This window comes from Rhizobium sp. WCS2018Hpa-16, assembly GCF_031843705.1.
GTDB lineage: Bacteria > Pseudomonadota > Alphaproteobacteria > Rhizobiales > Rhizobiaceae > Agrobacterium > Agrobacterium tumefaciens_C.
Genome location: NZ_JAVTIX010000001.1, coordinates 647241 through 669933, shown reverse-complemented (window position 1 = coordinate 669933; position 22693 = coordinate 647241). Strand labels below are relative to the sequence as shown.

25 protein-coding genes are annotated in these 22693 nt (G+C 57.3%); all 25 read right to left on the bottom strand.

The annotated features are described in order from the left end of the window. Positions 1-27: 27 nt before the first annotated feature. The 25 genes from RQI55_RS03365 to RQI55_RS03245 all read right to left on the bottom strand — a co-directional run bounded on the left by RQI55_RS03365 (position 28) and on the right by RQI55_RS03245 (position 22502). Positions 28-477: a hypothetical protein gene (locus tag RQI55_RS03365; protein ID WP_311272169.1), complete on the bottom strand. Its 450-nt coding sequence runs from the start codon at positions 475-477 to the stop codon at positions 28-30. Further along, positions 474-2678, bottom strand: coding sequence for a hypothetical protein (locus RQI55_RS03360; protein ID WP_311272170.1), 2205 nt, complete (start codon positions 2676-2678; stop codon positions 474-476). The genes RQI55_RS03365 and RQI55_RS03360 overlap by 4 nt, the downstream gene beginning before the upstream one ends. After that, positions 2675-3082: a DUF6950 family protein gene (locus RQI55_RS03355; protein WP_409233680.1), complete on the bottom strand. Its 408-nt coding sequence runs from the start codon at positions 3080-3082 to the stop codon at positions 2675-2677. The genes RQI55_RS03360 and RQI55_RS03355 overlap by 4 nt, the downstream gene beginning before the upstream one ends. A gap of 7 nt (positions 3083-3089) precedes the next feature. Continuing rightward, a complete protein-coding gene (locus RQI55_RS03350; protein WP_311272172.1) occupies positions 3090-3692 on the bottom strand; it encodes a hypothetical protein in 603 nt (200 codons plus the stop codon). Beyond that, complete coding sequence (locus tag RQI55_RS03345) at positions 3693-4427, bottom strand: hypothetical protein (RefSeq protein ID WP_311272173.1); 735 nt, start codon at positions 4425-4427, stop codon at positions 3693-3695. Positions 4428-4433: 6 nt separating this feature from the next. After that, positions 4434-7586, bottom strand: a complete 3153-nt coding sequence (locus RQI55_RS03340; protein ID WP_311272174.1) for a hypothetical protein — start codon at positions 7584-7586, stop codon at positions 4434-4436. A gap of 24 nt (positions 7587-7610) precedes the next feature. Beyond that, complete coding sequence (locus RQI55_RS03335; protein ID WP_311272175.1) at positions 7611-7742, bottom strand: hypothetical protein; 132 nt, start codon at positions 7740-7742, stop codon at positions 7611-7613. 212 nt (positions 7743-7954) lie between these two features. Next, entirely contained in the window at positions 7955-8371 is a 417-nt protein-coding gene (locus tag RQI55_RS03330) for a hypothetical protein (protein ID WP_311272176.1), read from the bottom strand. Beyond that, positions 8371-9105, bottom strand: a complete 735-nt coding sequence (locus tag RQI55_RS03325; RefSeq protein ID WP_311272177.1) for a hypothetical protein — start codon at positions 9103-9105, stop codon at positions 8371-8373. The genes RQI55_RS03330 and RQI55_RS03325 overlap by 1 nt, the downstream gene beginning before the upstream one ends. A gap of 57 nt (positions 9106-9162) precedes the next feature. Beyond that, the gene (locus RQI55_RS03320) at positions 9163-9594 is read right to left on the bottom strand and encodes a phage tail terminator-like protein (RefSeq protein ID WP_311272178.1); all 432 of its coding nucleotides are present in this window, start codon (positions 9592-9594) and stop codon (positions 9163-9165) included. A gap of 185 nt (positions 9595-9779) precedes the next feature. After that, positions 9780-10238 (bottom strand): hypothetical protein, encoded by a 459-nt coding sequence (locus tag RQI55_RS03315; RefSeq protein ID WP_311272179.1) that lies wholly within the window; start codon positions 10236-10238, stop codon positions 9780-9782. Continuing rightward, entirely contained in the window at positions 10238-11290 is a 1053-nt protein-coding gene (locus RQI55_RS03310) for a phage minor head protein (RefSeq protein WP_311272180.1), read from the bottom strand. Before RQI55_RS03310 ends, RQI55_RS03315 begins: the two co-directional genes overlap by 1 nt. Next, positions 11290-11559: a hypothetical protein gene (locus RQI55_RS03305; protein ID WP_311272181.1), complete on the bottom strand. Its 270-nt coding sequence runs from the start codon at positions 11557-11559 to the stop codon at positions 11290-11292. Before RQI55_RS03305 ends, RQI55_RS03310 begins: the two co-directional genes overlap by 1 nt. After that, positions 11556-11729 carry a hypothetical protein gene (locus RQI55_RS03300; RefSeq protein ID WP_311272182.1) on the bottom strand — a complete coding sequence of 58 codons (174 nt, stop codon included), beginning with the start codon at positions 11727-11729 and terminating at the stop codon, positions 11556-11558. The genes RQI55_RS03305 and RQI55_RS03300 overlap by 4 nt, the downstream gene beginning before the upstream one ends. Beyond that, positions 11726-12094 carry a hypothetical protein gene (locus tag RQI55_RS03295; protein ID WP_311272183.1) on the bottom strand — a complete coding sequence of 123 codons (369 nt, stop codon included), beginning with the start codon at positions 12092-12094 and terminating at the stop codon, positions 11726-11728. The genes RQI55_RS03300 and RQI55_RS03295 overlap by 4 nt, the downstream gene beginning before the upstream one ends. Next, positions 12095-12589 carry a DnaT-like ssDNA-binding protein gene (locus RQI55_RS03290; protein ID WP_311272184.1) on the bottom strand — a complete coding sequence of 165 codons (495 nt, stop codon included), beginning with the start codon at positions 12587-12589 and terminating at the stop codon, positions 12095-12097. 53 nt (positions 12590-12642) lie between these two features. Beyond that, entirely contained in the window at positions 12643-13101 is a 459-nt protein-coding gene (locus RQI55_RS03285; RefSeq protein WP_311272185.1) for a hypothetical protein, read from the bottom strand. Between the two features lie 12 nt (positions 13102-13113). Continuing rightward, complete coding sequence (locus tag RQI55_RS03280; RefSeq protein WP_311272186.1) at positions 13114-14061, bottom strand: DUF2184 domain-containing protein; 948 nt, start codon at positions 14059-14061, stop codon at positions 13114-13116. Between the two features lie 12 nt (positions 14062-14073). Beyond that, positions 14074-14532 (bottom strand): hypothetical protein, encoded by a 459-nt coding sequence (locus RQI55_RS03275; protein WP_311272187.1) that lies wholly within the window; start codon positions 14530-14532, stop codon positions 14074-14076. A 15-nt stretch (positions 14533-14547) separates the two neighbouring features. Then, a complete protein-coding gene (locus tag RQI55_RS03270) occupies positions 14548-15690 on the bottom strand; it encodes a DUF2213 domain-containing protein (protein WP_311272188.1) in 1143 nt (380 codons plus the stop codon). A 10-nt stretch (positions 15691-15700) separates the two neighbouring features. After that, positions 15701-18388: an SGNH/GDSL hydrolase family protein gene (locus RQI55_RS03265; protein WP_311272189.1), complete on the bottom strand. Its 2688-nt coding sequence runs from the start codon at positions 18386-18388 to the stop codon at positions 15701-15703. Further along, positions 18388-20178, bottom strand: a complete 1791-nt coding sequence (locus RQI55_RS03260) for an anti-CBASS protein Acb1 family protein (protein ID WP_311272190.1) — start codon at positions 20176-20178, stop codon at positions 18388-18390. Before RQI55_RS03260 ends, RQI55_RS03265 begins: the two co-directional genes overlap by 1 nt. A gap of 8 nt (positions 20179-20186) precedes the next feature. Next, a complete protein-coding gene (gene terL, locus RQI55_RS03255; RefSeq protein WP_311276909.1) occupies positions 20187-21671 on the bottom strand; it encodes a phage terminase large subunit in 1485 nt (494 codons plus the stop codon). After that, positions 21625-22095, bottom strand: coding sequence for a hypothetical protein (locus tag RQI55_RS03250; protein ID WP_311272192.1), 471 nt, complete (start codon positions 22093-22095; stop codon positions 21625-21627). The genes terL and RQI55_RS03250 overlap by 47 nt, the downstream gene beginning before the upstream one ends. Next, positions 22092-22502 (bottom strand): hypothetical protein, encoded by a 411-nt coding sequence (locus tag RQI55_RS03245; protein ID WP_311272193.1) that lies wholly within the window; start codon positions 22500-22502, stop codon positions 22092-22094. The genes RQI55_RS03250 and RQI55_RS03245 overlap by 4 nt, the downstream gene beginning before the upstream one ends. Positions 22503-22693 lie beyond the last annotated feature (191 nt).

Below are 22693 nucleotides of genomic sequence, written 5' to 3'. Positions count from 1 at the left end.
GGTCAGGTCTTCTGAATTTTCGGTGTTTTAGGCTTGGGCTGCAGCGCGGTAGCCAACTAGCTTGAGCGGAATGCTTAGTGCCTGGCCAAGGCCAACAGCCGGAATGACGTGATAGACTTCCACGGAACCATCGGCTGGGACAAAGCCAGTTCCTTCAATGACGATACCAGCGACCACATTTGCACCCGCAAGCGTTGGTCTGCCTCTGCGGTGCACATAGATGCGATCCCCAACCTTTGCCCCTTGCACGGTGAATGTCGCAGTACGCGGGGCAAGGCTGAGAGATACCGCAGTGCTGTAGGTGATCGTAACATCGGCCACCCAGGCAATGGATGAGGCAATAAGAGCCTTCTCGGCTTGCTCTGCCATGGTGGCGGCTGATTGCGCACCCGCTTGTGCTGATTGCGCCTTGTCCGTTGCCGCTTTGGCGCTCGACTTGGCATCGATAATCAGCTTTCGCTCGTCACTCTGGCTCATGGGAACGTCACATCGATGTAGACCGGAGCGGATGTAAGCCCCGATATGTTTTCAGCTTGGCACCAGAGGCGACGTGTCGCGCCCGATACCGGCGTTGGTTGCACATACCGCACGTCACTTGGAGCGGCTGCCAGTCTGTCAATCATCGTTGCGGCGGCAAATGTCTGTGCCGTGGTGCCGATCTTGAACGTCATGTAAGCAGTCTTGCCCACAGGTGCCGTGGTGTTGGCTGCACGGGCGCTAAAGTTGGGCGATGTCCAGTCCAGAGCTTCAGGTGAAGCCGGGGCTGTGTTGTCCACGGTTGAAACGATCTGCTGAGTGATCGTCCAATCAGATTGAGCCCCGCCCGATGTCTTGAATGCTGCCTGAATGTCCAGAAGCTGATCGGCCGGCACTGTGTTGGTAGCCATATCGATGAAGCCACCGCTGGCGCTGGCGTCAGGGAATGACTGTTCAATCCATGGACCCGGAATACCAACTCCTGCATCAGCAAGACGATATCGAACCATAGGCGTGAGGCTATCGTCTTCCGGGTCGAGGACGATAACCCGTATATAGACGGTGCCATTGCTTGCCCGCGATTGAACAAGGTTAAGAACCGGCGTATCGACACCGGCATAGTTTGGAGCCGATGGAACGGGTGGCTGCTTGCCCTCGTCAATGTTCGGGTTCCAAGCGTCGATATTCTCGGGATGCTGGATGATGTCCATGGTGAAGCCACCACGGGTGATCGCCAGCACCGACCGGCGGTTTTCAATGATCTTGCCGTTTAGCCTTGGCATACGGTTCGGCGTTTCCAGCCTGACCCATCGCGAGTAAACCGAGTTGATGCCGCTCAAGCGAACATCGATCGATCCTTTGACTTTCTCACGAAGACGAAGCCAATCGCGCTTGCCAAGCCGTCTGGCCTGACGCCAACTATGGCACCACTGATATTCCGCTTCTTCAGCCAGCACGCGACCCGCAGTCAGTTGCGCGTCAACATCATCGAAATAGTCTGTGTCTGAGCTGGTGTAATCCGTCGCTGGATAGGTGAACTTCGGAATAAGACGATTGCACTCATCCTCAAACAGAACATCATATTGCAGGGTATGCCCAACGATGTCCCGGTCTGACAGAGTGGTGCAGCGGCTCTCACGGAACTTGCCGACCGTGAGAATACGCGCACCATCGCCCCGCGCAACCAGATGACCGTCACAGGTGGCCAGAATGGCGTTGAGAGCGGACTTAGGCCCGTTCTCGGTAGTGTCGTAGCCATTGCACTGATAGCGCTTCTCTGTGCCGCCTCCAGCCAATGAAACATTCTCGTCGCATATGTCGGCTTCCTCTTTCCACAGGTCGATGACCGGCAAGAGAGCCTTGGTATAATCCAAGCCCATGCCGAACTCATTGAAGCAGAGATGCCAAGCCAGGATGACCGCGCTGTTTTGCGTCCATGTCCACGTGCTTGGATCGGTCGGGCTTTGATCCGAGTCGCGGAAGTCCCAGCAAAGGGCAAGATCGACCTCAACAGACAATTGCGGAATGCCGTATGGGAAAGTCTTCTGCTGGTCCTTCTGACGGTTGGCAGAAGCGACCAAGTTAACCGATGCCTGCCCGTCTCCGCGATGATCGGCAGTCCACAATCCAGTAGATGAGAATGCAGCCACAGGCGCTGGATAGGCAGTTTCAGTCGGCAGCCCCAATCGATGCTGGATCTGGACGTTGGAGCCATACCGGCCATCTGGCGCGCTTGCCACGCCTCCACTATTCAGCGTCACCTCGTCATCGTGCAGCCAGTAGCGATTGAACGACTTCACCCGATGCCCAGCAATAGCTTGAACGGCGTGAAGGTTTGGCCCGCTCGATTCCCAGAGCATGAAAGCCCCGGCCATGCGCGTGCGGCCAACGCCAAACAAACGGTATGGGATGGCCTGTGCCATAGGCAGTTTTGCTGCATCTGGCTTCGGTGGCTTTGGTGCCAATATCATTTGCAGACCGATGGTCAGAGCCGTTGTGGCAATAGCAGCCGCCACCGACGAAATAGTTATTGTTGTCCCTGCAATCGTCGCTGTGCCAAATATGGTGGCAAAAAGCGGCGTAAAGATCGGGTCATAGAGAGCCGTGGTGCTTCGGAGAAGGTGCCGGTGCTCCTCAGCCGCGTCCCGAAAATAATGTTGCGCACTGCTTGGCACGTCTTCAAAGAGGCTTCCAAATCTCATGATTTAAGCCTCCATGCCGCCACAAATTCTAGTTTCTTCGCCACCACTCCGGCTGGTGACAGTGTTGCCCAGAGCGGTCCAAACCGGATCGCGCATATCTCTTTCAGGTCTTCGTCCATGCCGACCGGCGCTTTGACCACGCCAACATCGCCATCTTCCGGGTTCTGGATGCGGATAAAGCCCATTGGCTCAAGAGCTTTTGCAGCGAACCGAACCATGCCGCCAGCGCGCGTGACGATGCGGAATGCTCCAAGAGCATCATTGTATTGGCCGCGATACTCAGCAGCCGGATCAAAGCCCGCGCTCTCCATGATCCATCTTGAGCAAAAGGTTGTGCAGTCGTCACCAACCACCCCGCCCCACTCGAAAAAGTGAGGCAGCTCCAAAAACTCTTTAAGGTTCATGATGTCCTCAGTAACCGAGCGTCCATGTAGGGGCCACGCCTCGCGCCATCCGCGGAGTACCGTCACAGAACTTGTCAGTTGGCGAGATCGCCTTTTGATGTGCAGATGACCAGAACGTACGTGCTGCTCTGGAACGTGTTGCCTCGCCACTGACGACTGACAGAGCAAGGGTCAGAGTTGCCTTTTCGCCTGTGCCGCGCGCCGGGGATTGCTCCCCTGTATGTGACGCCGTGCCATGCCAGACCGGCAGAATGGCGCTCATAGGCTGGTAGTATTGGTCAAGCGTCGTGATGCCCAACTGCACGGGTGCACCGCGTACCGGTGGGAGGCTGTCGAGCGTCTTGGAAGCCGTTACCGGGTCGATACCGGACAAGGTGAAATCGACGCTATCAGCCGTCCCGTTTACCAGAATCTCAAGCGTTGGAATGCCGACAAGCTTGCCGCCACCCATGTAAACTGTGCCATCGGGGTCGATGCTATCAAACCGTGCGGGAATGTCGTTGATCCCGAACCACATGTGCAGCGGCGGCGTGGTGCCGATCCGCAGGAATATGCCGAGCTGATGGCTGCCCCGCATTTCCTCGATGACGTCGCTGGGGAAGAACTCCATTTAAAACGCCTCGACAAAATTCAGTGAGGGCCTCGCCTCGTAGAATCCGTTGTAGTCCCAGGGTAAGGTCGATCCCGCAGCAAATTTCATTGCGCACATAGGCCGCGCCAACTCCACCCGCTGGCCTACCGTGACCGCTTCCCGCAATGGAGGAGCTATCGCCAGTGTGTAAGTCGGGTCAGCATCGTCGGTCTTGTCCAGCACGTCCCAATAGCGATAGGCACGCCAGCCCTTTGTCTCGTGGTAGATCGAAAACCAGTCCGACCAGCGCAGCGGCCTAGCAGCGTCGTAGACCTTCATCTTGATGATACCGGCATTGAGTGCCGCCGCTTCCGTGATCTCGCCCCAGACGGTCGCCTGAGAGTAACCAGACGTGTCTGAGAACAGAGATCCATCGGAATGCGGTATGCCGTTGATGATTGCGCGCTTGGCACCGTTGATGATTGGAAAAGGCCCGATGCCATCATTGATGATTGGCACGTTGAAGAACCGGAATGAACCGTTCCCGCGCGCGCCAAGCCAGTTGATAACCTCATGCCGTTCCGTATCATCGGCCTGCAGAACGCATCTCTCATAAGTGGCGGTGACAATGCCCCCGCCACTCGTTTCCATGCTGATGGCCTCGCCTAGCCCGTTTGTGCCACCATCTATTGATGAGCCGGGATTGTCGAAGCTTGCCCGCGTCGGGCGAAGATACATAATCGGTACAGTCGGGAGGCCGGTATAGATTGCCATTCCGGTTTATCCCTTCTGCGATGAATATCGTGCCTGTCTCGCGCCGAACCCGCCGCGCCGGTCTTGATCGTCCTGTGCTGCCAAAGCAGCCGCCACACCCTGTTGCACAAGCATGCGCACGTGATTGTCGCCGCTTGCGCCAACGATGCTGACGTTCAACTGGCTTGGGCCTCTGGCTTCATTGCCGTTGGCGACCATGCCCAGCATCTGGTTTGACTTGCCGTTGGAGAACACTTTCGAGCCCTGTGGCAGATCCACAAGTTCCGGGCCGCGCTCTCCGACAATCGCCATGCCGCCTGGTGCATAGTTGGTTCCGTTGGCGAACAGGCCAGTAAGCGGCTTGTATTTCGACAAAGCAGGATCGCCGCCACCGCCAAACAGGCTGCTAAGCCATGACAGACCACCGCCGCCGCCCCCAGCCGCCGGAGCGGACGGGAAGAAGCTTGTTGAAAGCGATTGTCCGATCTTGCTCAGGCCACCGCCAAGAGTATCAAGGCCAGTCGTTGCAGCACCGGCAGAGTCGGCAAGCTTGGACACAGCGTCAGCTGCGCCATTCATGCCGCCCTTGCCGATACCATCCCAATTGCCGACGCCTACCTTCTTGGCACCGTACCAAGCACCCCAGCCGCTCTGCTTTGCGTTGTCGAGCGCGAAATCAACACCAGCCGGACCATTCGCGGCCAAGCGTGGATCAAGCCCTGTCTTCTTCTGGAAGGCATTGCCGAGGCCACCACCCATATAAAGCTGGTAGGGACCGAAGGACGGTTCTTGAACGCCGTTCTTCATGACGCCAGACTGCATGTTCCAGCTGTTCAATCCGCCTTCAGACTTAGCGACCTTGAGAGCAATGTTTGGATCAATGCCTCGGGCTGTCGCAGCGCTCGCGATGTATTTTGCAATGTCAGTTGTCGGGATATCAGCCAAAGCCGACCGTGTAACCGGGATGACCTTGGCCGTATTGTCATTTGCGGCGCCACCAGCGACTGCCGAGACGATTGACGATGCGATACCCCCGCCGCCACTCGCGCCCTTTGTAGCCCCTGTGCCACCGGTCAGCCAGTCGGCAAAGATGTTGCCAATACCGTCAAAGAACTTCTCCCAGAGCTTTGATGCCTCATTTTCAAGTGAGGTTTGAAGCCCCTTGAGGAGAGCCTTGCCAATGTTATGGCTGCCGTTGATCAGTTCGCTGCTGAATGCTGCGCCGAATCCCTTTGCTGCATCCTTGGCTTCCTGCCAGTTGAGTTGCTGGTTGATCCGCTGGGCATTCGCGCCATTCAGGTCTTCCGGCAAATTGTACTGGCGAAGCGTCGTTGTAACCTGACGATCCCGGCTGCTCATCCGTGCGTCAGATGACTGTTGGCTCATCTCAGAACCGAACCGGGCCTGATTGTAAGCATCCGTCAGTCGGCCAAGTTCGGCAGCACGTTCCTTGATCAGATCAAGTTCTCGCTGGTCGACCTCAATACCCTGCCGAGCGGCTTCAAGACGAAGCGCGGATGTAAGTTCGTATTCCTTGCGGAGTGCTGCGGCTGCGCCGCCGGTCTTGCCAACAAGGTCGATTTCAACCTGCTGGTCTTTCAGTATCTTGTCGAGGCTCTGCGAGCGTTCGCGCTGGGCATCGGCCAACTGCTTTTCAGCCTGTGCCAAAGCCAGAGAACCGGCCTGCTCGATGCGAATGCGGCGCTGGGCTGCTGTCTCGTCACCATTGTACTGAGACGAGGCTTGAGCCCGCGCTGCTGCTGCACGTTCCGCTGGAGAGCGGGCATTGATGCCGGTTATTTGTGCGTCATAAGCCTGTTTGCGGCGCTGCTCGGCAACAACGTTCTGCGACTCAAAGAGGGCGAGATTGCCCATGTCGTCACGGTTGGTGGCGCCTTGTGAAAGGAGCATGCCGTTTGGACCGCGATCATCAAAGAGTGCGCGCTGGATACGCTGCATTTCTTCAAGCGCACGGCTACCTTCGCGGAATTGCGCAACCAGCTTTGCAAGCTCGTCGGCCTTCTTAGCGAACTTCGGATCTAGCGCCGCCGTGTTGTAGAGGCTGTTGTAGAATGCGTCGAAATCGGGCTTGCCTGCCTTCGCTTCATTCCGCAATTGAGTGATTGCTTTTGCAAACGGTGCGAAGCCTGGGCCTGTCCAATCCTTCTGGACTTGGAAACCGCCTCGGGTCTGAGTACCGACGCCAGCAAAGAAATCTTCGCCAGCAAGCTTGGTCGAGTTCATCAGGCCACGGGTATCAGCCCCAGCCTGAAACTGCAGCGCCTTTGAACTTTCGGCGCCATATCCTTTGACCTTGTCGATAAGCGAGCCATATCGCTCTTCGAGTTTGCGCAGCAGGATTTCGTGGTTCTCTAGCGCAGCCTTGAACTTCTCTGTCTTGTCACCCGCACCAAGAATGCCAACGCCGAATGACACGGCTGCGGCTGCGGCTGTAGTCAAGCCAATGGCGGCAAGAGACACCGGGCTGACGATAGCTGCAACGCCCGATGCAAGGCCCATGAGAGCCTGTTTCGTGGACTGCCCAGCGAATGCCTGTGCGAACTGCGGACCTTGCTGGAGGCCAACCTGTGCGGCTCCCATGTAAGGTGCTGTGGACAAGGTGTCGAATAGCTGTGCGGCAATATTGCCCGTGCTGCTCTGCCCACCACCGAACCCGCCGCCCATCCGGCCACCACCGGCCTGCTGACGGCCTTTGAGAGCGGCAATGCTGGACAATGCAGCCTGACGTTCGCGCCCGATAGCCGCCGCCATTTCATCGGCAGAGATAGCGCCAAGCTTCTGCGCCTGCCGAATCTCGCCAAGGGCAGTCTTGTAGTTCTGCAGGACGCTGAAGACAGGGTTGAACTTGCCGCGAAGCCTGTCCAGTTCCTGCCCATAGGCAGCGATGTCCTTGCTGCGATCACCGAATGACGAACGAACGTTGAGCGCGCTTTCGATCCGCTTCGATAGGCTCTCTGCATTGGCCGCAGCCACACCCAGAGCTTGGCTGATTTGAATGCCAGCACCCGACACCTTCGTAACCGCTCGGGATGCGCTGGCACCCATTCTATCAACGGCAGCTTCTGTGCGAGTTGCGGCCGTTACCAGACTGTCAAGTTCGGAAGCGGCTTTACCCGCAGGCGAGCTATCAATGGCGAAGCCTAATGTCGCGGTAGTCATAGGGCTTTACCTTTCAGGCGGTGTTTATTTCCTGCCGGAGAACAGAGCATCGAACAGACGCGATGTCAGAGGACGTTCTGAGACTTCCGGTTTCGGCTCTTCTGGAGCATTCTGCTTCTCGTAGAACAGTTCCATCCTGACCGCGTCCAGAGCCATGATCGCATCCACCTCCCATTGAGACGGATCGACCTTTCTCCGACGCGACCAAGCATCAAGCTCATGCCATGATATCGGGTTGATGCCGTAGCCGGTCCCAGGTCTGGCGCGGTCGAGTTCCCTAAACCACACCCAGACATGAGAACCGGCTGACGGTATCCTGACAGGTTTCTTCTGGTGCTGATCTCGGATGCACTGGCAAAGCGCCTCGATCAGCCTCCGATAAAATCCGCGCGCGATACCGCTTGGCTGTAAACCTGATCACCGACGAAAAAGAGCTTGGCGAAAAGCTTGCGCAGATCGTCTTCGTTGCACTTGAACTCTTCGTCACCAATTTTCACGACATTCGGCGTCATCGAAACGCAGCACTTGGAGGCATAGGCGAACCGGCGCTGGCGATCTTCTGCCATTGTCGATTCATCCATGTCACCAGAGTTCGAAGCCTTGGCCGCAAACTCTTTCTGAACTTCGTTCACTGCCTTTTCGGCCCGCTCACTGTCGGGGCCGACAATCTTGATCTTGAGCCCCATAGCCTTGCCATTGGGCAGCATGATATCGCGCTCCACGCCCTCCGACTGACGTTTGGTGAAGTCGGAGAGGTAGGATAGGTCGAGTGTTTCAGCAGTCATCAAGCACCACCAATCGGAGCGACCGTGAGGACGCGGGAGTTGATTTCGACGTTGCCCTGAATGAGACGCGCCGTGTTCGCGCCGCCGCCCTGCTCATTCGAAGACATGACGATGCCGTAGAAGTATTTCACCGTGCCGCTTGGGACCGTGGTTGCGGTATGGATGCCACTCTGCGTGCCGGTCGTGGTGATCGCAGAGCCGCCAACTGTTGCCGCCACACTGAAGGCATTCGTCGTTGGTGCTACCACATAGTAAGTCGTGCCAGCAGTGATCCCGGTTGGAAGCGCGCCGGTGGTGCTGAACTTGATCGGCGTTCCAGCATCCAGGCCATGGGCATTCCAAGAGAACACGCCGGGTGCTGCAATTGTCACGGTGACGACTGAGACGGCAGGAGGCGGCGCATCATCGAAGCGAATGCGGAAGGGATAGTTGTAGGGCGATTCCGAAGCGGCGATGAGCGCGATCTGGCCAACATCTTCCGGCAGGATGATGAAGTTGTTCTGCATCGAACCGGCGTTCTTGGTGCCTTTGGCCTTCAAGTCGCGGCCAGAGGAAATCACGGCTTCGGTGATGAGCGCGGCAGCATCGCCAACGGAGCCCATTGTCTGCCAGCCCTTGATTTCAGTGAACGTGACTGACGTGAACAGGCTTGCCACCATATCAACGTCGTCGGGAACGGTGGTTACTGCGGGGCCAATGTCAAATTTTGCACCGGCTACAGGATAGAGCTGCATCTGATAGTCCTCTCATGTCTGATTGTGCTCTTGCCGAAGGAGCGATAGGCAGGCCAATCAGGCCGGAACTTTTGGGTAGCAAATCCAATCCGCCGAGACAGACAGGCTGGTGTGGGTTGATCCGATGATGAGTGGGCCCAATGACGGGTCTTCATCAAATCTGATCTGTGTTCCATCTTGGTAGAATGATGTGCCGCGCTTGAAATGCGCCCGGACGATCCCGGCGACGTCGATAGCGTCAACCTGTGAATATCCCTTTGGCCACATCACGTTTCCACGAATGAAACCAATCCGTATGGGGTCCATTTCAAGCGTTAGGTCGGTCTCGATCGACTTATTGAAGTGGACTTCGAAGCTTACGAACTTCGATGTTGCCGAAGGCGAGTAAACCACCCCTGGCAACACCCGCTCGACGCCCGCTGGCAAAGCCGTGGCACCCATGCGCAACGTTAGGCCTTGGAATATGTCTCTTTCAACCGTATCGGCCATCTGCTATCCGTTCCCCATGGCCGAGAAAGCACTAACCGATGAAGAGGTTTACGACCTCCTGCACCAAGCGCTTTCGCTGTTGCTGAATAAGACTGTTCGGACGAAACACGCTCAGGACGTGCTATCCATGGCTATCCGTGACCTGACGATCATCCAGACGGCGTTTGTATCGTTGTCAGAGGGCGTTACGCTCGATCAAAGCGACCGCGAACCTTAGCCTCCGCTTCTTTCACGATCTGCGGCCATCTCTGTTGGGCGGCATCAAGAAAGCCGAACCCGGCCTGATTGTAGACCCTTCCCAGACTGTCAGTACCGACGAATCCATAATTCATTCTGGCGGCATACGAAGCTTGGCTTCCAATGTGGATCGTGCTGCCCAGAGGCGCATTGGCGATGACCATTTCCGATTCCGGTCCATAGTCGGGAAACTCTGTCTGATCGTCTCCACGGCTCGGAATAGGTGCTGTCGATGCCATGAATGAGCGCCTTAGGTTGCCCGTGTCGAGCGGTAGACGCCCGCCTTGGTTCACCGTCGTTCTCAGTTCTGCGTAGATTGCCTGTGCTGACGTGTGGAAGATCGCCTCCATGCGGTCGCGCTCTTGCGCGGCCCATGCGGAGATGGTGCCAGCAAAGGTATCAGCCATCACAATCCCCTAGATCGAGCATAAGCCTCTGCGAAGTCGAACGAATAGATCGCGATGCACCGGCAGTTGATGACCTCGGCAGCACCTGCACCAAGGCTGGTATCACCCGGATAGCGAAGCATCGCACCGGATGGTGCCTGAAATGCCAAGTCCATGCCAACAACCTGCTGGCCATTCATGACCATGTGGCTGTGACGAACCCGGCCATCTCCTGCGCTGCGCCATGTGCGCGTCACGAGCGAAGCGTCCCGACCAGCCTTATCAAGACCCTGCTGGAATGCTTCATGCTGCGATGTGGACACCGCCATCATGGTTTCAGTTCGTGCAATCGAGAGAGCGCGAAGGTTCACGTAGGCTTTCGTCAGAGCCTCATTGATCTTCCCGATTGTCTGGGCATCAACCGGCTTGCCTGCTTCAATCGCCTTGCGAACCCGCGCATCGTAGATTCGGTTGCGCTTGGATAGCCGCAGATAGGCTTTCATACCCTCAATATCGCCCGTGGAGAGCGACACACGCGCTTTCTCGACCGTCCGGCCTAACTGTGCCGTCATGCCGATAACGCCGCCCACGCGCTTGCCTGTCACCTTGTCGATGCGACCGGCGATAGATGTTGCGATGGTGCGCGGCCCCTGCCCTTGCTCATACCCGGCGGCAATGCGCTCCCGGATCATCTCTTTCGTGTCTTCCGTCACCATCGTGACCAGTTGAGCGGCCTTGGTGCGGATGATCTGCTCTGCACGCTGGTTTTCACCATCCCATCGGACAACGACGCGCGCGCCTGTGGGATCGGATAGCTTCGGCATGTTCTGGGTGACTAGAATGCCGCCCTGATTGAATGCCTGCCGAACTGCATCAGACAATGGCCTGAAAGCCTCTGGATCGATGTGCAGCGCGTTGATGGCGCCCTCGATATCCCGAAGCTCAAGCATGGTCACGACTTCAGCCAGCACGATCTCAGAGCGGATATCGTCTATCGCTGCCCTGAATGCCTTCTCCATGGATGGGGTCAGCGTGTCGATCAGAGCGTCAAGCTGCTGGCGAAGAGTGGTCATTAAAGCCGGAACCTGTGATCGTTGGCTGAGCGAGCGCGAGCGCCCTGTTCAATGCTGCGCACGATGCGGTCATAATCAGCGCCGTGGCTTTGGACTTCGATGTTCACTTCCGTGTGTGCTTTTACAAGCATCGACGCTACCTGCGCGACGAGAGCGAGGGGGCCACCTGCGATAAGTGCATAGATTGCCTTGCGCTCTGATTTTGTCTTGCCGCGCACATGCTCGCGGATAAGCTTGGCATTGTGCCGAATGATTGCAGACCGGTTCATTCTGCAGCCCCCTTCTCGCCCTTGCCTTTGGCTTCTACCTTGGCAGGCTCCTTGAGGATTTCACCCAGCCCGAGGGCTTCGATGGCATCAGCTTCGGTTTTCGGCACATCCTGAAGCAGAGCCCCGGCGGCGTTGGACTGGTAAGCCTTGGTCAGCAGAACGTTCGTCATGGCGCGGTTCTCCCTTGGACAATGAACACCACGTTCGTGATGCCGTCATAGTTGTTCGGATCGTTGTTGATAATGCGATAGGTCTTGCCGTCAGCAGTCGCGACGAAATCACCAGTGGCCGGCACAATCGCAAGGCCAACCGACGAGATGTAAATCTGCACATCGCCGCTGAGAATGTTTGTTCCGTCAATGTCTCTGGCATTGTAAGCCAGCGGGACAAGCGTGGCCGTGTAAGGCGTTGCGACAGGATCGCCACCATTGACAGGGTCCGGCGCTCCATAGCGCGTCACGGTGCCTTGCTGGCCGTATTTGGTGATTAGCTTGCGGGCAGTCTCTTGCAGGCGGGTGAAAAGAGCGTTTGCCATTCACACCACCAGAATAGCTGGGAGAACCGGGACGAAGAACATCCACAGCATTCCCTCAATGGTCAGCACAAAAGGTGTGGCAAGCTTGATCATGTCCTCGAAGCTCATACTCGAGCTGGAGCTGTATTCGACTTCGAGGCTTCCGATCTTCTCGCGCTTGACCGTGGCAGATCCGGTAATGACCGGTGAAAGGCTGCCGGGGTTGGTCAATTCAAGGAAAGCTGCTTCATAAGCTGCGTTCTCAATCGCCGCCGGTATCACGTTATCCGGTATCGCCTCGCCATAGTACGTGCTGGCACCGGTGCGCGGCCATGCCCGATCTTGTGCAAAGCCCCCGGCCCGCTTTCCGCTGAACCGTGGCTCATACCGATCGATCACCAAAGACCCACGCAAAAGAGCCGCGGACTTCTGGGCATCGGTCGTGCCATCGGGGAACGCATAGCCAGCAGCTTCAGCATAAGTCGTGAAACCTGCGATGTTGCCATATGCAGCCATGTCATTCCCCTATGGTGTTGGTTGCCCCGGCAGTTGCCCGCCGGGGATGGTGATTACTTCTTGGAGGCGTCCACGTAAGCGGCTTTGTCTTCGTCGCTCTTGGCGTTGAAGTCATCGGCCTCAGCCTTGGACAGGCCAGACAGCAGAACCGCCTCGCCCTGCGTCACGTTGAACTTGCCACCGCCATGGTGTTCGGCCTTGAGTGCTGCGGTCTGGTTGCCGTTGCCAGCTTCCGAAACAGCCTTCTCGGCAGCTTCCAGTTTGGTGCGCAGTTCAGCGATCTGCTGATCACGCTCCGCAAGCTGTGTCTTGAGACCGACAACTTCCTCGCTGTCGCCCTCTTCGCCTGGGGCTTTCTTTTCGCCCTTGACGAACCAGCCTGTGTCGATAGCCGATTTCAGCGCGGCGTCGTCAATCTCGCCTTCCCAGACCCGATGAGCGTCAACGAAGACGAGGCCAGCCGATGTATGCAGGCCACGAGGGCCGGGAGAAATGTTTGTGACCTTTGCCATGTTCGTTTCTCCTCACACGCCATCGATGTAGCTGATGGCCTTTGGCAGGCGGATTTCAGTGCCACCGGTGCGCAGGATGCCGGCCACTTCCCAGGTCATGGAGGACTTCTGGAAAGGAGGCAGGAACCGGTGAGGCATCGGCAGGTGGAAGCGCACCACTTCCGGGTCGCGACGATAGGCCACCATACGAGCCGTACCGCCAGCGCCAGCCGTATTGAGCGCACGAAGGGTGCGGATCGTGAGCGGACGGCCGGTCTCGGACGTATAGGTGTTGTTCTCGCGCAGGAAGGTGGCGATGGTCTTATCAGCAGCGTTGCCGATAGGACGTGTCGCGATTGCGTTGAACCGGGCGAATGGCAGGAGGATCGTGTCTGCCATCTCGACTTCCTGAGTGGAAGTGACGATGCCCTCAATCGCGGAGTTGATGTCCACGAGGATCTGTTCGGGCGTCTTTGTGGACCAAGTTGTGGTCGCACCCGTACCTGTTGCAGCAGCAAGAGCAGCTGGCACGGTCGCGTCATTGACGAGGCCTGTCCAGTTTTTTTCGGGCTGCCCGGTCATTGCTGTGTTCCAGAGGAACTGTTCAGCGATGGCGCGAGCCGCTTCACCCTTTTCAGAACCAAGCTGACGGCCTTCCAGCGCGGCAACCTGGAGTTCTTCAAGCGACCACTCGTAGCCGATACCGGCCAGCTCGAAGCCCTTGAGGAACTGATCACGGGTGACATCGGCATAGGGCATATCGAAGCCCTTGCCGCTGAGAAACTCTGCCTTGCCGACAGAGTCAGTCGAGCGGAACAGAGTGCCGCGCGCCCATTCGCTGCCTTCGGTGATGACAGGCACCAGCGAAGCATAGTCGAAAGACGGATATTTCCGCTTATAGACCGTGCGTTCGATGTTGTAGAACGCCGGGGTGACGAAGCCGAGAGCGGCCTGTGCGTCGGTAAAATCGATCTTCTGCATGGTGGCGCCTCCTTAGCGCTTCGCCAGACGGGTAAGGCCCGCAGCGCTGAGTGTGTCCTGGAAGAACCAACCATTGAGGATGGTATTCGAGGTCGATACGTTGGTGATGACGCCGGCGGAGGTGACATAGGCCTGATCGCCATCGGCAACAGCCACGCTCGACTGCACCCAGATGACGCCCTGTGTCAGGATGCCTGCGGTGGAGTACTGAGTGTAGATGTCTGCCTGCACACCAGTCGCGGCGACCGGAGGAGAGGCATAGTTGGCGATGGTAATGCCCAAGAGCGCAGCGGCGGTTGGAGCAGCGATTGCCCCATGGTCGCCAACGCCTCGGAACACAGGCTTGCCGAATGCCACACCGGCGGCATCTTCGATGGTGCGCGAGATACGATTGCTCGTCTCGCCGTTGGCAATCATGCCAGCGTAGCCAACCGCACGGGAGGCTGTGTAGGTATCCTGATAAACGGCCATTGCCGGTCCTCCTGGTTAAGCGGCGCTGTTTTCGATGATCTTCCAACCATCACGAAGCGACTGGTCACGTTCCAAACGGGCCTTTTCAGCATCCGTGCGAACGTCACCTGTTTGTTTCACGCCGTCAGCAACGACGCGGGCGAATGGGTCTGCCGAAACGCCGTCAACCAGCGTGTCGAAACGAGCTTCGATATAGTCGTCGCTCTTGTCCTTTACGGATGCGTCACCGAGCTTGGCAGCAACGGCAAGGCGGCGGATATCCACGTTGGACTTGCCAGCGCAGTCGAGCGTTGGCGCAACCTTCTTGGCCTTCTCAACGATGCTGGAACGTTCATCCACCAGTTTGTCGAGCGCAGGACCGTCAACGACCTTTGTCTTCAGGTCATCAATGGTAGCATCCTTGGTGGCCAGTTCCTTGTCCTTGGCAGCAAGGGCAACCTGGTGAGATGCTTCAGCCGCAGATGCCTTAGCTGCAGCATCAGCAAGCCGGCTCTGGAGTGTTGTGATAACGACAGCGCCCTGATCGGTTACTTCAACCGGGATGCCATCGACGGTAACCGTCTTCAGGGTCATGATCTTTTCCTCTTTCGGTTTGTGATCATTGGTGAGCGGGGAAGCGCCCCATTCTCCCGCACTGTCACCAATGCGAGCTTGTGAACCAGCACGCGCACGGCTTACGATTGCGAGATGGTTGATCTTGATGTTGGTCTGGGTGGCGTTGAACTCTTGCCCGTCAGGCGTGAAGCCGTCGCCCCAGACGAGCTCGCAGGTGTACCCGGCGGATAGCTCACGCTTGCCGCTCTCGACTTCTGAGATGGCCGTAGCGTCCTTCAGGATCAGAGGCAGGTGAACCCACTCGCCATCCTTCTTTGCAGCCGTACTGACTTCGCCTCTTGCAAGCTTGTGCCAGTTGTCAGCGGTAACAGGCTCATCGGGATGGCCCATAGTCACCGGCGCATGTGTAAAGCTCTGGAGGCTGCTGTCTGCGAAGACCTGATCGGCAGGGCGATAAACCCGCACCACCTTCATGTCTGGCTTGCCGACTTCATCACCCGAGTAAAGCTGGATGCCGGTGCGAACCGACTTAGCTTCGGCAATGAGATATCCATCGGCAGTCCGACGCGTGCCGGACACCGTTACAGCGTCAGTGAATTGCATGGTGGTTCCCTTATGAGATCACGACTGTGAACACTGTCTGGAGGTTATTGTTTACAGCCCCAGCAAAGCTTTCCGTAACGGTCACTGTGTACGTGCCGGCCGTCACAGCCGAGCATCTGATAAAGTCGCCATCGGCCAGCCAGTCCGGTTGCGCAACGCTCGATTTTGTGACGACAACCGAGATGCTGGAGTTCGTTGTCCTATTGGATAGAGCCCCGGCATAGTCGGCTCCAGCAGCGCCGGTCAAAGGCGTCATGGTGAGCGCCCTCAATCCGACCTTTGAGATAATCTTGCCGGACGAGGGGCGGTTGTTCCATTTGTCCGTTCTGTTGCCAGAGCCGGACGATTGGTTGCTAACCAGACCAGACCGTCGAGCAGCCGGTAGAATGCCTGTCACGATGCCAGAGCCGATTTCTACCCCATTCTGCAGCACCTGTAGAATGTCATTGGTGCCATCGTTGTAGATGTTGCCAATGATTTCATCCGTGTTGGCACCGATGCTCTTGTAAGGCACTGTCGAAAAGAGCGTCGTTGGCGTGCCGGCGTTCAACCTGCCGACCTGAACAACAGCCGAACCATTGACGAGATAGAGCGCGTTGGCCTCATCCTGCATAAGCACAGCTTGGCGAGGGCCAGCAGATGATGAGGCAGGCGTATAGCGTATCTGCTGATATCGCGTGTCGCCCTGTTGCGGGGCCATATAGCCAGTGACGGCAATAGCGCCGCTAACCGAGTTGTTCTTTGCTGCATTGGTGTCAATCGTGATTGCACCTGATGCGCCACCAACTCTTGTCCAGTTGGGTGAATAGTCAGCCAAGTCCGTGCCATTGGTGCCGGTGAACAGGTCAGTGTAACCGTCATCGATGTTGGTGACGGTAAGCGTCACGTTCTGGTTCACAGACGGCAGAGACAGGTTGTAGGGCTTGGCTGTGATGGTGAAGGTGTAGACGTTAGACCCGCCCGCATCCGCGTCAAAGGCGCCCGCAGTCAAATTCCCATATTGATCGATAGAGAAGAGTGCCGCATTCGTTCCAGATAGGCTGAATGAAGCTGGCCGCGAGGTGGTGACGACGGTTGCGAAAGGCTGCTCTTCTGGCGTTGTCATGGTGGCCGAAGACGTGAATGTCAGCGGCGTTGTGTTTGTCTCGTCGTACAGGAACAAGGCCGGGTCTGGCACTTCCTGCAAGGCGATTTCCGTAAACCGAATCTTGGCGATCCCGCTACCTGGCGCAAAGTACATCGCCGCATAGATGCTCGCGCTTGTCGTGGTCCCCAGAGATGGCATGCCTTCAAGAACGCCTGTGTAGGCCACGGCAGGACCGGGCAGAACGGCAGTTGAGACAGCAGTTTCAGCTGATCCGCCTGAGTTCGTTGGAGCCATCCCGAAGGAAGAGTTGGCGCCAGTCGTTGACCTGATCTGAGGAGCGCCCAGCCAGCCGTTGAACGCATCCACCTCGAAGCGAACCTTCGGCACATACCATTTGCCGGAAACGACTGTGATTGCTGCAGGCGTGAGCGTGAAGCCTTCAGCCGTCGCCGCCGTCATGGTGGACGTGTCGATGGTGATTTCAGTCCAGCGCTTGCCGTCCTTGACAATGACAGCCGACGATACTGTGGCCGTTGTCGCGCCGGTTCTGGCGAGTGTATGGCTATCTGGTGCCTGTCCGGTTGCGCCAGCGCCTACGGTCCCACCAGTTCCACTCATGGCGGCATTGGTGACGAGATTGCCGGTCAGCAAGTCGCGGGCAGGAACTGCCTTGAGGTATGGCGCGAGCGCGGCCATGAAAATGTCGCCCATTGCCTTACCGCCGAGAGTGGAAAGGTGTGTCAGGTCGGGACGAACGAGCGCGGTAACCGGCTCTTTGTTCGGGGAAGCCAGATCAACGAATGTCGAGCGGACCTCGATAAACGGAACGCCGTTGTCTTGGCACCATGTTTTCATCGCTGCATTGATGGACGGGATCAGCAAACGTGGCGCATTGTTCGCCTGCCAAGGGCCACCAGCATTTGTGCCACGCTCCCAAAGCTCTTTGACCATCACAGCTTTGCCGCCAGCAATCAGGTCGAGGATCATTGGCTTGACGAGGTTCAAGTAACCATCGACCGAGAATGTCGAGCCATCAGGGTTGTTGAACTGAACCGAGTTCGAAGACAGAGCCACAATGACAAGATGCACATCAGATGCCAGTATCTTCGGCACGCGCTGCTTCATTTGGATGAAGCCTTCGCCGTCCTGTGCGAACGTAAGACCATTCATCGCAGACTGACCGGCAGCATCGTAATAGAACGATGACCGAAAGTTCTGCCCCTGCATCCGAGCCCACATAAGCTGGCCCATCGACATCGTGCGTATCTGGTTTGATGCGCCAATGCCGTTCTGCCGCTCGCGAGAGCCGCCTACTTCTGCAATGAGAGGATCAGCCGGCAGAGCAGCAAGAAGCGCTGCGTTTGAGATGGCAGGAGAACCGCCGCTCTTCACCGCAATAGTGTCCACCACCTGGCCAGCCGAGTTAACCGCCGACTTCCCCGTGACAAACCGCACAGGAACTCCGTTCACGTCTTCCACAACGTCGATAGGCGTCACAGGGCGACCAACGATGTCAGTCTCGCCCGTTGCAGCCTCGCGCACAGGCAATGCCTCTACGACCTGCCCAGCGCTGTTTAAGGCGCTCACGGTGGTTACGGTGCGAATAAGCATCAGTCCTCGCGGAGTTCTTCGAATATCTCAGGCCCAAGGATGATCTTGCCCTGGTAGGGCTCGACCGCTGCGAGATCGATGTTGCCACCAACCTGAATGGAGATATGAGGCTGGTATTCTGGCCAGTCCCATGAAGCACCGCGCTCGACAATCTCAGCATGACGCCAGCGCAGATCAGAAGCAGTGACGAGCAGCGCGTAATATTCGCCGCTTTCTCCAAGCGCTTCCATCTGACGAGGTCCACCGGCGCCGATCTCCAGCTTAGGCGACCAGCTTTCTCCAATCGAGAACCAATCGACAGGCGTTTTGCTGTAGGCAATCGTCACATGTAGATCAGGCACGATGTCCGTGAACCCCTGTTCCTCTGCCCACTTCACGATGTCTGCACGGTTCATCACGTCACGGCGCACATAGAGCGTCCGTGGAGCGGCATCGTTTGCCGGCTGTTGGGCTCCTGCGGCGGCTGCAAGCTCTTCTTCGGTTGGCTTGTTCTCTTCAAGAGTTCCAAACTCATCAACCGCGTCCTCAAGACCAGGCAGAACACCATCCTCGACCAGTCGATTGATCAGAGCCTTGGACACGGCATCGCGTGTGATGATCTCCTGCCCCGTTCCAGTACCGACAAGCTGTCTTGCTGCATCGGCAGTGAGCTTGAAGATGTCAGCTCGGTCCTTTTCGCTCATCTGCTCAAGTGGCGACCAGACATAGTGGACTTCAGGCGGGCGGCTACCGAGCGCAGACCGGATAAGCACCTCATCCAGTTTGTGCATGGCAGGTGTCATTTCCAGCTGCTGAATCGACTGGATGCGATCATGATAGTTCTTCATGTCGCTGGCGCCGGTTGCGTTCATGCCCGCTGGTGACTGCCCAAGAAGGCGCGTGACAGGGATATCAGCAGCCCCGGAGACAATCTGCATGAAGGCCATGAGGATGTCTGTCAGGCCAGCCAGCTGGGCAGTCTTGGTTTCGTATTCCTCTTCCTTGTCGAGCAGCAGTGTGCCGTTGATGCCCTTAGACATATTTGCCAGCGTGTAGCGCTCAAGGATCTTCCGCTTGTATTCCTCATTGCCGAGCGAGGCCATGAAGTTTGGAATGCGGATAATGTCGATCTTCGCTTCAAATACGAGCGAGGCAATGTTGCCTGACGTGCTGTCAGCGTTCTTGATGGCATCGAGCGTGGATGTGAGGACGCTATCGCCCCACCCATCCTGAATACCCATCATGAGGCTGTCTGGATGCTTGGCACCAGCGAAGATCACAAGACGAGACGGATGGATTCGCACCATCGCATTGTTGCCGGTCACCTCGTAGTAGGACGGCTTCCCATGGAACTCGGAGTTCACGTCCTGATCGATCTGGCCAGCCGACATATCGCGCTTGGAAAGCACGGTCAGGTATTTCAGGCCACCCTTCTTGACCTTCTCATAGTCCAGCGGTTCCTCTGGGTTCGCGTCACCTGTCCCGATGAATAGCGCGCCACCACCCAGCAACCGAGCCTTGATGAGAGCGTCCAGCACCTTGCCCTTGAGGTTCAGCCGGTTCTCTTCTGCCTCGATCAGTTCGATCTCAGCGTTCTTTGCCTGCCAGTCGCGCCACTTGCGGCAGCTATCCAAGGCCGGAATGTCAACGATCTTGCGCGGTAGCCACGAGCCACGATATGCGGCCAATGCCTGTTCATCTGTCATCGTCGGGTGCGTGTAGAAGACCGTTGCGGCCTTGTCCCTATCCGTTCCCATGCGGGACACGAGACTGGTCAGGCTGTCGTTCAGCCGCACGTCATTGTTTCCCATGGGGTTCCTCAGATATTGTCGAGTGTGAAGGTAGAGCCAAGCGCAAGCTCATTCAGAGCATCAGCGAAGGCATCGACCTGGTCATCATGTTGGGCGTTAGGGAATGAGCAGACCTCATCCAGGAAGGTATCGTTCCATGGTCCACGGACCAGCTTGACGTTGCCCGCTTCTGCCTGTGCAGAGGCTGGCTTGGCGCGCACCGACTTCTCACCGGTCGGGCTGACCACCTTGACCTCGTAACCGGCCAGCAGTTTGACCTTTGTGGCTGCATCCGACTTACCAGCAGCGCCGGGGTCTTGAGGCATGCGAACCCGAACCTCTAGGCCATCCTGCGATGCCGTGTTCTTCAGGTTCTTTTCCACATCGGCTGGCGACCACCGATCCCGCTTCACATCCTCGACGTAGAAGATGCCATTGCGGTGGGCCATCCGCAGACCAACGGTCCAGTCAGGCTGCTTCCCGGGCTTCGGCTGCGTTGCTGCAAAGTCCCACGCTCTGCACCGCATGGCACCGGCTGGAACAGCGTCAACAATCTCGAAGTCACCACGCTGAAACATACCGCCAGAGCGCGGCGCTGGCCTTTGCTGGTACTGACCCGAATAGGCGTATGATCCCTTTGCCCGCTTGAGCCGCTCGATCTCGGTCGCCGGAAAGCGTTCAGGGAATAGAAGCTCCCCGTCTACAGTGCGTGGGTCTTCGAAGAACATCTCGCCTTTGACATATGTCTGGCACTTGCGCTCCGGTTCAAACTCCATCGGCAGGTTGAGATGCACAAAGCCGATATCAAGCTGCAGCGCCACACCGGCCACGTCCTGCTCATGCAATCGCTGCATGATGATGACAATGGCTGATGTCGTTACATCGTTCAGACGGTCCGATATGCCCTCTCGGAAGATACGGACTGCCGTCTGCCGTTCTGTGTCGCTCTCTGCTGTCTCGGTCGAATGCGGGTCATCGATCTTTACCCGATCACCGCGACCGCCAGTCATGGAGCTGAATGGGCGGGCCTCACTGAAGCCGCTGCCTGTGTTTTCGAACTTGCCCTTGGCGTTCTGATCGTCTCGAAGCCTTAGAGGCCAGAGCATCTGGAACTTGTCGCTCTCCACCAACCGGCGAAGCTTCATGTTATCGCGAAGAACGTTCGGCTGGCTGTAGGAGGTGGCGAGAACCTGAATATCAGGTCGCTCTAGCGGTCCCCATTCCCATGCTGACCAGAACACCATCACCAATGACTTCATCATGCCAGGTGGCACGGTCATCATCAGGAACTGTATCTTGCCTTCTGTCACCGCCTCCAGATGCTTGCACATAGCGCGCAAGGCCCATCCGAATTTCAGCTCCTTCTTAGGCTCAAGGACTGTCCAGAACTCGGTAATGAAGCCTTCGAGCGTTTGGCACCGGGCTTTAATCCGTTCCGCGTCTGCTGCGATACGTTCGCGCTCCGCATCAGCCGTCCGTTTCGCTATCTCCGCTCTCACCTGCTTCAGTATCACTGCTGGCGCCGCCGGCAATCGAACCGAGAAGTTGTTCAAGGGACTGGAGCTGTTCAATTGAATATCCTGTCAGGTCGATCTTGACCGGTCCGCCGTCTGGTCCTTCAAGGCGCTTCTTCTCAATGAGCAATCCGTGCAGCTTTGCCTTGCCCATTGTAGCGGCCACAGCAGCGCTTGATTGCCTTTCGGCTATTGCCATGCCCCGAGCCTCTTCAAGCTCTTCTGTGAGGCTCTGTATGGTCACACCAGCCTTTTCAGCCGCCTTGCCCTGCAATTCTTTCACCCGTGTTAAAATGTGTTGATCCCGTGCTAAAGCCGCCGCGTTGTGCCGGTTCTGTTTGAACCCTGCTTCGACATGCGCCTTCTCTGCCGGTAGCCCTTTAGCAAGGCCTTGAGCCATCAACTCGTGGCGGGCGTTATTCAATATTGGCATTCCACCCTACTCCACTCCTGCTCATTCCACCGTCTCTGGTATGCGCCGTCTGGGCGGAAGTCGTAGAAGCCTGATGTCTGCTCATGTGGACCGGGCATGATGAGCGTCCAGCATTCGCCCTCTGGCAGTTCTTCAATCCGGTGTATGTGCGATGCGGCGATCTCGAAGCTATCACCTACCTTGCGGTGGATGAGTTCGCTTGATCCGTCGAGTTGGAAGACCCGTTCGATGTAGCCGCCGTGGATGATGATGGAGCGGAAGCCCCACGGGTGGTCATGAGGATGTGCGTCTGGCGCGTCGGCCGACCCGAAGTGATGCAGCACCGCAGCGTTCGGCAATCCTCTCAGGTGGTACTTGCAGAAGAACTCTGCCATGCGCTCTTCATCGACCGTGATCATGGCTCAGTAACCTCTTGCTGGGTTGTCGCAGTATCCGTCTCGGTCGTAATGGCGGCTGCGCTCGACTGGTGCCGAGGCTTGCTGCATAATGGCTACTGAATGCCTATAGTTCGCGTCAGTCTTCATCCGCTCTTCGTGGCGGTAGGCAACGCCTTTGATGATGTCCATCACTGTTGGCATCGCTCTCTCCA

Coding starts and splice junctions, on each gene's coding strand:
- RQI55_RS03365 (WP_311272169.1), bottom strand. CDS start 477: ATGAGCCAGAGTGACGAGCGAAAGCTGATTATCGATGCCAAGTCGAGC.
- RQI55_RS03360 (WP_311272170.1), bottom strand. CDS start 2,678: ATGAGATTTGGAAGCCTCTTTGAAGACGTGCCAAGCAGTGCGCAACAT.
- RQI55_RS03355 (WP_409233680.1), bottom strand. CDS start 3,082: ATGAACCTTAAAGAGTTTTTGGAGCTGCCTCACTTTTTCGAGTGGGGC.
- RQI55_RS03350 (WP_311272172.1), bottom strand. CDS start 3,692: ATGGAGTTCTTCCCCAGCGACGTCATCGAGGAAATGCGGGGCAGCCAT.
- RQI55_RS03345 (WP_311272173.1), bottom strand. CDS start 4,427: ATGGCAATCTATACCGGCCTCCCGACTGTACCGATTATGTATCTTCGC.
- RQI55_RS03340 (WP_311272174.1), bottom strand. CDS start 7,586: ATGACTACCGCGACATTAGGCTTCGCCATTGATAGCTCGCCTGCGGGT.
- RQI55_RS03335 (WP_311272175.1), bottom strand. CDS start 7,742: ATGGCTCTGGACGCGGTCAGGATGGAACTGTTCTACGAGAAGCAGAAT.
- RQI55_RS03330 (WP_311272176.1), bottom strand. CDS start 8,371: ATGACTGCTGAAACACTCGACCTATCCTACCTCTCCGACTTCACCAAA.
- RQI55_RS03325 (WP_311272177.1), bottom strand. CDS start 9,105: ATGCAGCTCTATCCTGTAGCCGGTGCAAAATTTGACATTGGCCCCGCA.
- RQI55_RS03320 (WP_311272178.1), bottom strand. CDS start 9,594: ATGGCCGATACGGTTGAAAGAGACATATTCCAAGGCCTAACGTTGCGC.
- RQI55_RS03315 (WP_311272179.1), bottom strand. CDS start 10,238: ATGGCTGATACCTTTGCTGGCACCATCTCCGCATGGGCCGCGCAAGAG.
- RQI55_RS03310 (WP_311272180.1), bottom strand. CDS start 11,290: ATGACCACTCTTCGCCAGCAGCTTGACGCTCTGATCGACACGCTGACC.
- RQI55_RS03305 (WP_311272181.1), bottom strand. CDS start 11,559: ATGAACCGGTCTGCAATCATTCGGCACAATGCCAAGCTTATCCGCGAG.
- RQI55_RS03300 (WP_311272182.1), bottom strand. CDS start 11,729: ATGACGAACGTTCTGCTGACCAAGGCTTACCAGTCCAACGCCGCCGGG.
- RQI55_RS03295 (WP_311272183.1), bottom strand. CDS start 12,094: ATGGCAAACGCTCTTTTCACCCGCCTGCAAGAGACTGCCCGCAAGCTA.
- RQI55_RS03290 (WP_311272184.1), bottom strand. CDS start 12,589: ATGGCTGCATATGGCAACATCGCAGGTTTCACGACTTATGCTGAAGCT.
- RQI55_RS03285 (WP_311272185.1), bottom strand. CDS start 13,101: ATGGCAAAGGTCACAAACATTTCTCCCGGCCCTCGTGGCCTGCATACA.
- RQI55_RS03280 (WP_311272186.1), bottom strand. CDS start 14,061: ATGCAGAAGATCGATTTTACCGACGCACAGGCCGCTCTCGGCTTCGTC.
- RQI55_RS03275 (WP_311272187.1), bottom strand. CDS start 14,532: ATGGCCGTTTATCAGGATACCTACACAGCCTCCCGTGCGGTTGGCTAC.
- RQI55_RS03270 (WP_311272188.1), bottom strand. CDS start 15,690: ATGCAATTCACTGACGCTGTAACGGTGTCCGGCACGCGTCGGACTGCC.
- RQI55_RS03265 (WP_311272189.1), bottom strand. CDS start 18,388: ATGCTTATTCGCACCGTAACCACCGTGAGCGCCTTAAACAGCGCTGGG.
- RQI55_RS03260 (WP_311272190.1), bottom strand. CDS start 20,178: ATGGGAAACAATGACGTGCGGCTGAACGACAGCCTGACCAGTCTCGTG.
- RQI55_RS03245 (WP_311272193.1), bottom strand. CDS start 22,502: ATGATCACGGTCGATGAAGAGCGCATGGCAGAGTTCTTCTGCAAGTAC.